Below are 12,276 nucleotides of genomic sequence, written 5' to 3' on the forward strand. Positions count from 1 at the left end.
TGCTGGATTACCTAAGAGCAGAAACTGTGCCAGTGATTTTGTTTTTGATTTGTTTTTTAACTCATTGAAAATAAACAATTATTTTTATCTTTTAGAGGCGGTCTGACGTCGACTTGTTCGGGATGTCGAATAGCGGCCTGGGTGGCGTTCGGTTTTCCGAATGTGGGGGGGTGGGCCAGGCCGGCCAAAGGTCTGGAATGGGCGCCGTGCCTGATTGATTTACTTCTGCGGGCCACAGTCCTTATGCTCGCGGTCCTCTGGCCGTGCCTGTGCATGGCGAAATCACTCAGGATGTCGTCATGCTTATCGTCCATCACCTGCAAACGTCGCGCTCGCAGCGCATTCTCTGGCTGCTCGAAGAGCTGGGCGTGCCTTATGAGCTGAAAATCTACGCGCGCAACCCGCTGACCCGTCTGGCACCGGCAGAGCTCAAAGCCGTGCACCCGCTGGGTAAGTCGCCGGTGATCAGCGATGACGGCGAAGTGGTGGCCGAGTCGGCAGCCATCATCGAATACCTGGTGGAAACCTACGGCCATCTGGCCGGCGCCGAGCTGGCTGGCCTGCAGCCCGCCCTGGGTACGCCAGAACACCGCCAGTGCCGCTTCTGGATGCACTATGCCGAAGGCTCGCTGATGAACTGGTTGGTGATGACGCTGGTGTTCACGGTAATTCCCACCCAGCCGATGCCCTTTTTCGTGCGACCGATTGCCCGTGTGTTGTGCGGCAAGGTGCAGGCCACGCTGATCGAGCCCAACTTGCAGAGTGCCCGCGACTTTATTGAGCAGCATCTGGCTGAGCACACCTGGTTTGCCGGCGAGCAGCTGTCGATGGCCGACTTCCAGATGAGTTTCGCGGTGGAGGCCTTGTTGTCGCGGGGCACCGAGGCGGCACGCTATCCGCATATTTGCGCTTACAACGCGCGCATGCAGGCGCGTCCGGCCTACCAGCGGGCTCTGGCCAAAGGCGGCCCGGTGATCGCCAGCTAAGCTGGCTCGCTGAAACGCAACAGGCCCCGCATTGCGGGGCCTGTTGCGTTTCAGCTGCTGGCGTTTATTCGGTCAGCGGCTTGCCTTTGCCTTTTGGCGCAAAGCGCGCCGCCAGGCCCATGGAGGCGACTACCAGGCGCTGGTACAAGGCCGGCAGCAGGCGCTGCATCAGGTCGCTGGCGATGGCGTCGCCACCGATCAGAATCCGCCGCTTGTTAGCCAGCACGCCATTGATGATGACCTTGGCGGCCTGTTCTGGCGTGGTACGCAGCAACTGGTCATTGAATTGCTGGCGCGCCTGGTTGGCGTCCTGGCCGGTTACGCTGGCCAGGCTGTCGTTCATTCGCGCGGTGATGGCGATATTGGTCTTGATCCCGCCAGGGTGCACGCAGCTGGCGGAAACGCCACAGGCGGCCATGTCCAGCTCCTGGCGCAGCGATTCGGTAAAGCCGCGCACGGCAAACTTGCTGGCGTTGTAGGCGCTCATGCCGGGCTGGGCGAACAGGCCGAAGATGCTCGACGTGTTGACGATATGGCCCTCACCAGTGCTTTTCAGGTACGGCAGGAACGCCTTGGTGCCGTTGACCACGCCCCAGAAGTTGATGCTCATCACCCACTCGTAGTCGGCGTAGTCATTGCCTTCCACGGTGCCGCCCTGGGCGACGCCGGCGTTGTTGAAGATGGCATTGACCTGGCCGTATTCAGCCATCACCTGGTCGGCCCAGGCTTGCACCGCGTCACGGTCAGCGACGTTGACCAGGGCCTCGCTGGCCTTGACCCCAAGCTTGCGTACCAGCTCGGCGGTTTCCTTAAGGCCGGCGCTGTTCACATCCGACAGGGCCACGTGGCAACCCTGGCGCGCCAACCCGAGGGCCAGGGCGCGGCCGATACCAGAACCTGCGCCAGTGATGGCGGCAACTTTATTCTCGAACGATTTCATGCACTGACCTCGGTGATGGTTTGGCTGGCGATGGCGAATTTCTGCGCCGGGTGGGCGGGGCTCAAACGACTGAAGTGGTAGGCCGCCGGGTCAAAGTTACGGGTGAGCAAACGGTAGCGCCAGGTGAAACCGGGCCATACCGTGCAGTTGCGGCCGCTGACCGGGTGCAGGTACCAGCTGTTGCAGCCGCCGGCATTCCATACGGTTTTGCCCAGGCTGTTCTGGATCTTGCCGTTGAAGGCGTCCTGAGCTTCGCGCTTGGGCTCGAGGCTGGCCAGTTGGCGGTTGTTGAGCAAGTTGAGGGCGCCGAGGATGTAGTGAATCTGCGACTCGATCATGTACACCATCGAGTTGTGGCCCAGCCCGGTGTTCGGCCCCATGAGGAAGAACAGGTTGGGGAAGCCAGCGGTCATGGTGCCTTTGTAGGCCTCAGGGCCTTCCGGCCAGGTGTCCAGCAGGTCGACGCCATCGCGGCCAAACAGCACGTTGCGTGGCAATGGGTCGCTTGGGGTGAAGCCGGTGCCGAAGATGATGGCGTCGATTGGCCGTTCCTGGCCGTCGCTGGTGACGATGCTGTTGGCGCGGATCTCGCGGATGCCGTCGCTGATTACGTTGACGTTGGCCTGGGCCAGCGCCGGGTAGTAATTGTTGGAGATCAGTACGCGTTTGCAGCCCATGCGGTAATTAGGGGTGACCTTGGCACGCAGTACCGGGTCTTTGATCGAGCGCTTGATAAAGCCTTTGCTCACCCACTCGGCCACTTTCATGATCCGCGGGGCCATGGCAAAACCGATCACGCGGCTTTCCAGCAGGCCATAGATCAGGCCGCGCCAGGCTTTTTGCAGTAGCGGCAGGCGCTGGAAGCGGTTGCGTTCGCGGGCGCTGATCTCGCGGTCCGGTTTGGGCATGATCCACGGCGCGGTGCGTTGATAGAGGTCTAGTTGGGCGACCTGCTTTTGCAGCTCTGGCACGAACTGAATGGCCGAGGCGCCGGTGCCGATCACCGCCACGCGTTTGCCCTTGAGGTCGTAATCGTGGTTCCACTGCTGGGAGTGGAACATCGCACCTTTGAAGGTTTCGACGCCATTCAACTGTGGAATCGAGGCGGTCGACAGGGCGCCCATGCCGGAAACCACGAATTGAGCGGTGAAGTGCTGGCCGCTGGCGTCTTCGATCAGCCACAGCTCGCGGTTTTCATCCCAGCGCAGGCTGCGGATTTCGGTGCCGAGCAGGGTTTTGTCCTGCAGGGCGTATTTGTTCCAGCAGCCCTCGAGATAGCTTTTGATCTCTGGCTGCGGTGCGAACATGCGCGTCCAGTTCGGGTTGGGCTCGAACGAGAACGAGTACAGGTGCGACTGCACATCGCAGGCGCAGCCTGGATAATGATTGACGCGCCAGGTGCCGCCGACGCCAGACTCCTTTTCAAACAGCAGGAAATCGTTCTCGCCTTGCTGTTTTAGGCGAATTGCCATGCCCAAGCCGGAAAATCCGGTGCCGATGATGGCGATCTTGCAATGGCGGGTGGGCAGGGGGGCTGCAGGTGCGTTCATGACCAGACTCCTGTTATCGTTATGGCTGGCGTATACAAGTGTCTACCAATGTAGACGAGTGTATACTTGCCGGCAAGCGGCCTCACGGCAAGCCAACTTTAGGTAGGGTTATGGACGCAGAACTAGAAGATGTGCCCGCACGTCAAAAAGCCACTGAGGCTCCGGGCAAGCGCCAGTTGATGGCGGCGGCACTGCGTTTGAGTTCAACCAGTCGCAGCCTTAGCAGCCTTGGCTTGCGCGAGCTGGCCCGTGAGGCGGGTTTGAACCCCAATACGTTTTACCGGCACTTTCGCGATGTCGATGATTTGGGCATGGCCCTGATCGATGATATTTCCAGCCAGCTGCGCCAGCCGCTACGGGACCTGCGGCGTGAGGCTGCGGCGCGGGCGGCCTGCTGCGATCTGTTGCGCCAGCCACAGTTGTTCGGCATCGATCTGCAGCGTGGCCGGCGGGTGACCCACGAAACCGTGCAGTTGTTCTTCGACTTTGTTGATCAGCACCCCAGCGTGTTCATCATTGGCGTGCGCGAGCTGCATGGCTCATCACCGGTGTTGCGCCAGGCGCTGGTCAAGGTGATGGATGAGTTCGCTGAGGACATGGCGATCGACTTGCTTGAGTTTAATCTGCTGCCAGACAACCTCGATCAAGGCAAAGTGCGGCAGATTTCTGCCCTGGTCAGTCATGGTCTGTTTAACCAGGCGCTCGATTACCTTGCCCAGCCAGAGCGCAAAATGGCGATAAGGGCGCTGGCCGAAGAGCAGATCATCATGCAATTTACCGGTGCTGCCGTGCTGCAGAGCCTTGGTTTATTGCAACTGCCGGAAAGTTAATCGGCGTGATGTTAGAGGGGCTGTGGCGCCGGGTCAGGCACACAGCCAGGCGGGGCATAGCTGCTGCGCCCGCAGCAATAAGCCATAGCCCAGGAACAGCAAAGGCCAGGCCAGCAACGGGCCAAACACTGCGCGCCAATACCAGGCGTGGGGGATAAACCCCACGCCATGGACGAAGCCGCCAGCCACTCCAAGCATCACCAGCATCAGCAGGTTGTGGCTGTAGTGGCCGTTGGCATCCAGCATGGCGGCGGGGTGAATCAGCAGCAGCAAAGCCAGCGGGCTGGCCAGCAGTAACGACAGGCTGCGTGCCCAGCCGCTGTGCAGCCAGTGGCGGGGGTCAGTCGTCAACCGCCGGCTCCTTGTCCAGGTCCTGGGTGGCCTCCAACCACAAGGCGTTGATGATGCCAAAGCTGCAGGCGAGCAATACGCCGAGAATCCAGGTGAAATACCACATGTGCGTAACCCTCAATCAATCTGCGATCAGTACAGCCCGTGACTGTTGCCTTCGATCTGTGCGGTGGTGACCTTGCCCCACATCTTCACGTAGCCCCACAGCGTGTAGCAGAGGATCAGCGGAATAAAGATGCAGGCGGCGACCAGCATGATGCCCAGGGTCTTGTGGCTGGATACCGCATCCCAGACGGTCAGGCTTGAGGCCGCGTCGATGCTGGAGGGCATGATGAACGGGAACAGGGCAAAACCGGCGGTGCACAGGGTGCCGGTGATGGCCAGGCTGGAGCCGACAAAGGCCAGCCCTGCGCGTTGGCCTGAGGCTGCAGCCAGCGCCAGCAGAGCACCGAGGATGCCGCCCAGCGGTGCCAGTTGGCTCAGTGGGTAGGTGGTGTAGTTAGCCAGCCAGCCCGGGTTGCCCGTGACGACGCTTTTGCTTAGCGGGTTGAGGCCAACATTGGCATCGAAGCCGGAGCTGATGACCAGTCCCTGAATATTGCCCAGCCACAGCCAGAGGCCGGCGCCGCTGAAACACAGGAGAAACAGCACAGCAAACAGCTGCACCGCGCGGCGACTGCGCCGGGCCACGTCGCCGTCGGTACGCATCATCAGCCAGGTGCCGCCGTGCAACAGCAACATACTCAAGCTGACCAGGCCGGCGAGCAGGCCAAAGGGGCTGAGCAACTGCCAGAAATTGCCCTGATAGCTGCTGCGCAGGGTGCTGTCCAACTCGAACGGCACGCCCAGCAACAGGTTGCCGAAGGCCACGCCAAACACCAGGGCCGGTACCAGGCCGCCCACGAACAGACCCCAGTCCCAGGCCTGACGCCAGCGTGGGTCGTCCAGTTTGCTGCGGTAGTCAAAACCTACCGGGCGCACAAACAGGGCGAACAACACCAGCAACATGGCCCAGTAAAAACCGGAGAAGGAGGCGGCATACACCAGTGGCCAGGCGGCAAACAGCGCGCCGCCAGCGGTAATCAGCCAGACCTGGTTGCCATCCCAGTGCGGGGCGATGGTGTTGATCACCACCCGTCGCTCGCTGTCGGTCTTGCCGACAAAGGGCATCAGGGCGGCGGCGCCAAGGTCGAAACCGTCGGTCAGGGCAAAGCCGATCAGCAAGACGCCAACCAGTACCCACCAGATCAGCTTGAGGCTTTCGTAATCAAACATGGTTCTCTCCTCAGGCAGGCTGCTGTTCGAAGTGATAACGGCCGGTGTGCAGGCTGCTTGGTCCCAAGCGGGCGAACTTGATCATCAGGTACATCTCGATCACCAGCAGCACGCTGTAGAAGGCCAGAAGCGCCAGCAGCGAACCCCAGACATCGGCGGCGCTGATGGTGGACGTGGACAGATGCACCGGCAGTACCTCAGCAATCGACCAAGGCTGACGGCCGTGCTCGGCCACCAGCCAGCCGGTTTGCGCGGCAATCCAGGGCAGCGGCAGGCTGTACAGGGCCCACTTCAACAGCCAGCGCTTTTTCTCTTCATTCTTGCGTGCCGAGGCCCAGAAGGCGCAGATAAACAACCCAAGCATCAAGAAGCCCGAGGCCACCATCAGGCGGAAACTCCAGAACACCGTGGCCACATTAGGAATGGTGTCCAGGGCAGCCTGCTTGATTTGCGCTTCGCTGGCGTCGACGACTGCCGGGGTGTACTTCTTCAGCAGCAGGCCGTAACCGAGGTCTTGTTTGTGCTGATTGAAGGCAGCGAGGTTCTCCGGGGTTTTCTCGCCGCTGCGCAGCTTCTCCAGCAGGGCATAAGCCTTGATGCCGTTGCGGATGCGCACTTCGTGCTGCTTGACCAGGTCCTTGATGCCGGTGACTTCGGTGTCCAGGGAGCGGGTGGCGATGATGCCCATCACGTAGGGGATTTTTACCGCGTAGTCCGTGCGTTGCTCAGCCTGGTTAGGCAGACCAAACAGCGTGAATGCGGCGGGGGCCGGTTCGGTGTGCCACTCGGCTTCGATGGCGGCCAGCTTGGTCTTTTGTACGTCGCCGATCTCATAGCCGGATTCGTCGCCAAGGATGATCACCGAGAGGATCGAGGCCATGCCAAACGCCGACGCAATCGCAAAGGAGCGGCGGGCAAAGCCCAGGTCGCGGCCCTTGAGCAGGTACCAGCTGGAGATCGCCAGGACGAAGACGGCGCCGGTCACATAGCCGGCGGCGACGGTGTGCACAAACTTGACCTGGGCTACCGGGTTGAACAACAGGGCACTGAAACTGGTCAGCTCCATGCGCATGGTTTCAAAGTTGAATTCGGCGCCCACCGGGTTCTGCATCCAGCCGTTGGCGATCAGAATCCACAGCGCCGACATGTTCGAACCGATGGCCACCAGCCAGGTCACGGCCAGGTGTTGCACCTTGGTGAGGCGATCCCAGCCGAAGAAGAACAGGCCGATAAAGGTCGACTCGAGGAAGAACGCCATCAGCCCTTCGATGGCCAATGGCGCGCCGAAGATGTCGCCGACATAGTGGCTGTAATAGGCCCAGTTGGTGCCGAACTGGAACTCCATGGTCAGGCCGGTGGTCACGCCCAGGGCAAAGTTGATGCCGAACAGCTTGCCCCAGAACTTGACCATGTCCTTGTAGACCTGTTTGCCGGTGATGACATACACCGACTCCATGATCGCCAGGATAAACGCCAGCCCGAGGGTCAGCGGCACGAACAGGAAGTGGTACATGGCCGTCATGGCAAATTGCAGACGGGATAGGTCGACGACGGTTTCCGAGATCATCTCGGTGTCTCCTCAATAGCAGGCGAAGGCAGGGTGGCGGCAGGGCGAAGCAAGTGGGCAGCAACCTGGGCGGTGCCATCCGGTGGCACCGTCGGCGCGTCGAACCAGATGTGTTTGATCACCAGCAGCAACACCAGCTTGATCAGCAGGATCGCAGCGAGTTCACGGACCAGAGGAATGCGCCAATGGGATTTTGCAGGTGTTTGCATCGTGGTGACCCTCGGGTGTGCACGGCGCTGTGCATACGGGTACCAGTATTGAAGCAGAGAAATTGGCAAGGGGTGCCGTGGCGTGGTGTCACAGGGAGGTTTTGTCGCAGGGGGAGTGTGGTGGGGGCTGCAGCTGCAGGGCTGCGTTGCGCAGCCCTGCGGTGTTCAGGTGCTTAATGCCTAGCCGTCAAAGCCCAGGCGGGTACGCCAGCGTTTTTCCAGGCGTTGGGTGTCTTGCTGTGCGGGGTGGAAGCCAGGTTTGTAGTACTGCAGATACGGCAGGATCAGGCCGGTGAGATAGCCGTTGCGCGGGCCAAACAAGGTTTTCAGGCCGTAGCCCCAGCTCTTCCAGTTGAACAACTGGCCATCCTTGCGCAGCAGGTCGACCTGGAACCAGGCGATCACGCCGATAAACATGACGGTGCTCAGGGCCATGGTGATGGTGCGAATCCAGTAGCCACCGCCGATGGCCTGGTAGGCATCGTAGGCTACCGATTTGTGCTCGTTTTCCTCGATGGCGTGCCACAGCCAGAGCTTGTACATCTTCTCGTCGTCGATCTGAGTGGTCAGGTCTTCGCGCAGCAAAAGCTGTTCGGCCATGGTCGCGGTGAAGTGCTCAAGGGCGCAGGTGGCGGCCAGGCGCTGCTTTTTCGTGGTGAACTTGGTGATCCACTCCAGCAGCACTTTGATGCGCAGTTCCAGGGTGTGCAGGTCGATCCCATGGGCCTCGGCGTATTCGTTGTAGGTCGCATGCTCCTTGGAGTGCATGGCCTCCTGACCGATGAAGGCGCTGATGTCCTTCTGCAGTTGCGGGTCTTTGATCTCTTCACGCACGGCACGCACGCTGTCGACAAAGAACTTCTCCCCGTAGGGAAACAGGGACGACAGGTTGTTCATGAACTGGGTCATGAACGGGTTGCCGCTCCACCAGTATTTCTTGCCGTCGGCAAAGCTGAAATCCATACGGCGGACGGGGAAGCTGGCCTGGGGAGCAGGGGCTGCGCTGGCGCTGGTCGACATGGCAAAGTCCTCGGTAGTAAGGGTCGCAGACAGTGCGCGACCTTGATTGTTATGGGCTGGTCGAGTGCCTTGGAGAGGCGCGACCGCTGCTCACTACTATTGGATTTACAGGCGATTGCTGCGAGGTCAAATATGGCCAAATGCGCCTAATGCGGGCCAACTTTCGACGGGCGCAGGGCGGCTTGAATGTAGGTTGGGGGCCGTTGGGGCTAGCAGGCAGGTGATGCGAGGGGATGGAGCACGGGTCTGCAGGGCGTAGACCCGTTGACGCAGGCAATCAGCCGTCGAGGTTGCCACCCGCGAGGGCGCAGAGCTCGATCGCATTGGTGATTTCCACTTCCTTGCCTTCGGCAGCCAACAAACCGTTTTGCTGGAAGCGGGTAAACACCCGCGAAACGGTTTCTACGGCCAGGCCGAGGTAGTTGCCGATTTCATTGCGCGACATGGCCAGGCGGAACTGATTGGCGGAGAAGCCGCGAGCACGGAAACGCGCAGACAAGTTGACCAGGAACGTGGCGATGCGCTCGTCGGCGGTTTTTTTCGACAACAGCAGCATCATTTGCTGATCGTCTCGAATCTCGCGGCTCATGATGCGCATCAGTTGGCGGCGTAGCTGGGGCAGCTGCAGGGCCAGTTCGTCTAGGCGGTCAAACGGAATTTCGCATACCGAAGTGGTTTCCAGGGCCTGGGCGGACATCGGGTAAAACTCGCTGTCCATGCCAGACAGGCCGACCAGTTCACTGGGCAGGTGGAAGCCCGTGATCTGTTCTTCGCCGGCATCGGTCACGCTGAAGGTTTTCAGAGCGCCGGAGCGCACTGCGAACACGGAAGCGAAGGGATCGCCCTGGCGAAACAGGAAATCGCCTTTCTTTAACGGACGGCCACGTTTGACGATTTCGTCGAGCGAATCCATATCTTCAGTGTTGAGCGCCAGCGGCAAACACAGTGAGGCCAGGCTGCAATCCTTGCAGTGAGCCTGGGGTAACGCGCGCGCCTTGATGGTCTCGGACATGGACAATTCCTTAGTGTTTACCGGCAATGCCACTAAGGGTAACGCAGCCGCATCTGCAGGACCAGACGGCTGTGCAATCTGTTCAACTAATCAGGATTGGCCAGGCCCCAAAAACGCCACTGAACTAAGGGTTTGATGGCCGTTTTAGATCACTCGGGAGAAGCGCTGAGTGGTCATGTTGCTGAGGTACCGATCAAACAGCATGCACACCGAGCGGGCCAGCAGGCGGCCGGCGGGGCGGATGTCGATGCCCTCGTCGTTCAAGTCGATCAGGCCATCGTTGGCCATTTGCTCCAGTTGCGGCCAGATGTCAGCAAAGTAGCGATAAAACTCAATGTTGAACTGCTTCTCAATAGTGGCAAATTCCAGGCTGAAGGCGCAGATCAGCTGCTGGATCACGGCGCGGCGCAGGCGATCATCGTCATTGCATTGCAGGCCGCGGCAGGTGCTTAGCTGGCCGTTGTCCAGGGACTGTTGGTACAACGCCAGGTCGCTGGTGTTCTGGCAGTAGAGGTCGCCGATCTGGCTGATCGAGGACACGCCAAGGCCCACCAGGTCGCAATGGCCGTGGGTGGTGTAGCCCTGGAAGTTACGTTGCAGGGTGCCGTCTTCCTGAGCGCTGGCCAGCTCGTCATCCGGCAGGGCGAAGTGGTCCATGCCGATGTAGCGGTAGCCGGCAGCGGTGAGTTGCTCGATGCTGCTTTGCAGCATCTGCAGCTTGTCGGCGGGCGCAGGCAGATCGCTGGCGTTGATGCGGCGCTGCGGCAGAAAACGTTCCGGCAGGTGTGCGTAGTTGAACACCGACAGGCGATCGGGTTGCAGGGCGATTACAGCGTCGACGGTGCGGGCAAAGTTTTCCGGTGTCTGCTTGGGCAGGCCATAGATCAGGTCGATATTCACCGAGCGAAACTGCAGGGTGCGTGCGGCCTCAACGATGGCGCGGGTTTGTTCCAGGGTTTGCAAGCGGTTAACGGCTTGTTGCACCTCGGGGTCAAGGTCCTGTACGCCGAGGCTGACGCGGTTGAAACCGAGTTCGCGCAACAGGCCCATGGTCGACCAGTCGGCTTCGCGCGGGTCGATCTCGATGCCGTAGTCGCCGGAGTCGTCATCCAGCAGATTGAAGTGCTTGCGCAGCTTGGCCATCAGCCGACGCAGCTCATCGTGGCTGAGGAAGGTCGGGGTGCCGCCGCCGAAGTGCAGTTGTTCGACCTGTTGCTTGGGGTCGAGGTGGCAACTGATCAGTTCGATTTCTTTTTCCAGGCGCTCCAGGTAGGGCAACGCGCGGCCGCGGTCTTTGGTGATGACCTTGTTGCAGGCGCAGTAGTAGCAAATGTTGGCGCAGAACGGCACATGCACGTACAGCGACAATGGTCGCTGGGCTTTGCGACTATCGCGCAGGGCATGTAGCAGCTCGAACGAGCCGATACCGTCGTGAAATTGCACGGCGGTCGGGTAGGAGGTATAGCGTGGGCCGGCCTGGTCGTAGCGATGAATCAGGTCAGTGTCCCAGCGAATGGCGTCAAGCATGCGGGTGGTCCCAGGTTGGGCAAGCAATGCCGGGAGTCTAAGCAGGCTGGGCTGGAGGCGTTTTGACCTGGATCATGCAGGTGTGGCCTGGGGCGACGCTGATTTAGTGGCCCATCAGCCAGGCCTGGTGCGGGCCGGGCAGGGTCCACAGGCCAAACAGGATCACCAACAGGCCGCCCGCCATGCGCACGCCGCGACGGCGCAGCAGGGCGGTCAGGCGTTCTGCGGCCATGCCGGTGGCCAACAAAACCGGCCAGGTGCCAAGGCCGAAGGCCAGCATCAGTAAACCGCTGTCGAGCGCATCGCCCTGGCTGGCGGCCCACAGCAGGGTGCTGTAGACCAGGCCGCAGGGCAACCAGCCCCACAGGGCGCCCAGCAGCAGGGCGCGCGGCAGGCTGGAGACAGGCAGCAAGCGGCTGGCCACGGGCTGGATATGCCGCCACAGGCCACGGCCGAGGGCTTCGATGCGGGTCAGGCCGCTCCACCAGCCGCCCAGGTACAGGCCCATGCTGATCAGCAGCAGGCCCGCGACGATGCGCAACAGCATGGCCGCCGGGCTGCTGGCCAGGGCCCAGCCGGCCAGGCCAAAGAGCAGGCCGGCGGTGGCATAACTGAGAATGCGCCCAAGGTTGTAAGCCAGCAGCAACTGCAGGCGACGCCCGCGTTGCTCGGGTGGAATGGCCAGGGTCAGGGCGCCCATCAGTCCGCCACACATGCCCAGGCAATGACCGCCACCGAGCAGGCCGAGGATCAGGGCGGAGATTAGCAGTGGGGCCAGGTCAGCCACGCGGGGCATCCTGGTCGTGGTGCTTACCGGCCGCTTCCTCAACGCCCGCCTGGTGCTGGGGGTCTTCGTCGTCGAACAGAATGCTGTGGGCGGGGCCGTCCATGTCGTCGTACTGGCCGCTGTCCACGGCCCAGAAGAACAGCCAGATGGCCAGGGCGACGATGACGATGGCGATGGGGATCATGACGTAGAGAGCGGGCATGGAAACCTCGTGCGGCGCGG

Annotated in this window: 14 protein-coding genes; 2 read left to right on the forward strand and 12 right to left on the reverse strand. The window is 61.1% G+C overall.

Going from position 1 to position 12,276, the window contains the following annotated elements; all coding sequences use genetic code 11:
* Window positions 1–299 precede the first annotated feature (299 nt).
* A complete protein-coding gene (locus AC56DI_RS03600; RefSeq protein ID WP_496344974.1) occupies window positions 300–986 on the forward strand; it encodes a glutathione S-transferase family protein in 687 nt (228 codons plus the stop codon).
* A 64-nt stretch (window positions 987–1,050) separates the two neighbouring features.
* On the opposite strand, the gene AC56DI_RS03605 is transcribed toward AC56DI_RS03600, so the two are convergent.
* Together AC56DI_RS03605 and AC56DI_RS03610 are read right to left on the reverse strand one after the other, a co-directional pair.
* Entirely contained in the window at window positions 1,051–1,926 is an 876-nt protein-coding gene (locus tag AC56DI_RS03605) for an SDR family NAD(P)-dependent oxidoreductase (RefSeq protein ID WP_496344975.1), read from the reverse strand.
* Window positions 1,923–3,476, reverse strand: coding sequence for a flavin-containing monooxygenase (locus AC56DI_RS03610; protein WP_496344976.1), 1,554 nt, complete (start codon window positions 3,474–3,476; stop codon window positions 1,923–1,925). Before AC56DI_RS03610 ends, AC56DI_RS03605 begins: the two co-directional genes overlap by 4 nt.
* Window positions 3,477–3,586: 110 nt before the next feature.
* On the opposite strand from AC56DI_RS03610, the gene AC56DI_RS03615 reads away from it, so the two are divergent.
* Complete coding sequence (locus AC56DI_RS03615; protein WP_496344977.1) at window positions 3,587–4,306, forward strand: TetR family transcriptional regulator; 720 nt, start codon at window positions 3,587–3,589, stop codon at window positions 4,304–4,306.
* A gap of 33 nt (window positions 4,307–4,339) precedes the next feature.
* On the opposite strand, the gene AC56DI_RS03620 is transcribed toward AC56DI_RS03615, so the two are convergent.
* From AC56DI_RS03620 to ccoS, 10 genes are all read right to left on the reverse strand, one after another.
* Entirely contained in the window at window positions 4,340–4,657 is a 318-nt protein-coding gene (locus tag AC56DI_RS03620; protein ID WP_496344978.1) for a cyd operon YbgE family protein, read from the reverse strand.
* Window positions 4,647–4,763, reverse strand: coding sequence for a cytochrome bd-I oxidase subunit CydX (gene cydX, locus AC56DI_RS03625; RefSeq protein ID WP_324521773.1), 117 nt, complete (start codon window positions 4,761–4,763; stop codon window positions 4,647–4,649). Before cydX ends, AC56DI_RS03620 begins: the two co-directional genes overlap by 11 nt.
* 26 nt (window positions 4,764–4,789) lie before the next feature.
* Window positions 4,790–5,932 carry a cytochrome d ubiquinol oxidase subunit II gene (gene cydB / locus AC56DI_RS03630; protein WP_496344979.1) on the reverse strand — a complete coding sequence of 381 codons (1,143 nt, stop codon included), beginning with the start codon at window positions 5,930–5,932 and terminating at the stop codon, window positions 4,790–4,792.
* A gap of 10 nt (window positions 5,933–5,942) precedes the next feature.
* Window positions 5,943–7,499: a cytochrome ubiquinol oxidase subunit I gene (locus AC56DI_RS03635; RefSeq protein WP_496344980.1), complete on the reverse strand. Its 1,557-nt coding sequence runs from the start codon at window positions 7,497–7,499 to the stop codon at window positions 5,943–5,945.
* Entirely contained in the window at window positions 7,496–7,708 is a 213-nt protein-coding gene (gene cydP / locus AC56DI_RS03640; protein ID WP_496344981.1) for a cytochrome oxidase putative small subunit CydP, read from the reverse strand. Before cydP ends, AC56DI_RS03635 begins: the two co-directional genes overlap by 4 nt.
* Before the next feature lie 180 nt (window positions 7,709–7,888).
* Window positions 7,889–8,728, reverse strand: coding sequence for a metal-dependent hydrolase (locus AC56DI_RS03645; RefSeq protein ID WP_496344982.1), 840 nt, complete (start codon window positions 8,726–8,728; stop codon window positions 7,889–7,891).
* A 277-nt stretch (window positions 8,729–9,005) separates the two neighbouring features.
* The gene (fnr, locus tag AC56DI_RS03650) at window positions 9,006–9,740 is read right to left on the reverse strand and encodes a fumarate/nitrate reduction transcriptional regulator Fnr (RefSeq protein WP_496344983.1); all 735 of its coding nucleotides are present in this window, start codon (window positions 9,738–9,740) and stop codon (window positions 9,006–9,008) included.
* 144 nt (window positions 9,741–9,884) lie between these two features.
* Window positions 9,885–11,267, reverse strand: coding sequence for an oxygen-independent coproporphyrinogen III oxidase (gene hemN, locus AC56DI_RS03655; RefSeq protein ID WP_496344984.1), 1,383 nt, complete (start codon window positions 11,265–11,267; stop codon window positions 9,885–9,887).
* A 103-nt stretch (window positions 11,268–11,370) separates the two neighbouring features.
* Window positions 11,371–12,054: a sulfite exporter TauE/SafE family protein gene (locus AC56DI_RS03660; RefSeq protein ID WP_496344985.1), complete on the reverse strand. Its 684-nt coding sequence runs from the start codon at window positions 12,052–12,054 to the stop codon at window positions 11,371–11,373.
* Window positions 12,047–12,256 carry a cbb3-type cytochrome oxidase assembly protein CcoS gene (gene ccoS, locus AC56DI_RS03665; RefSeq protein WP_496344986.1) on the reverse strand — a complete coding sequence of 70 codons (210 nt, stop codon included), beginning with the start codon at window positions 12,254–12,256 and terminating at the stop codon, window positions 12,047–12,049. Before ccoS ends, AC56DI_RS03660 begins: the two co-directional genes overlap by 8 nt.
* Window positions 12,257–12,276 lie beyond the last annotated feature (20 nt).

It is taken from the genome of Pseudomonas sp. BGA-UO-ETr-WB11 (assembly GCF_059567785.1).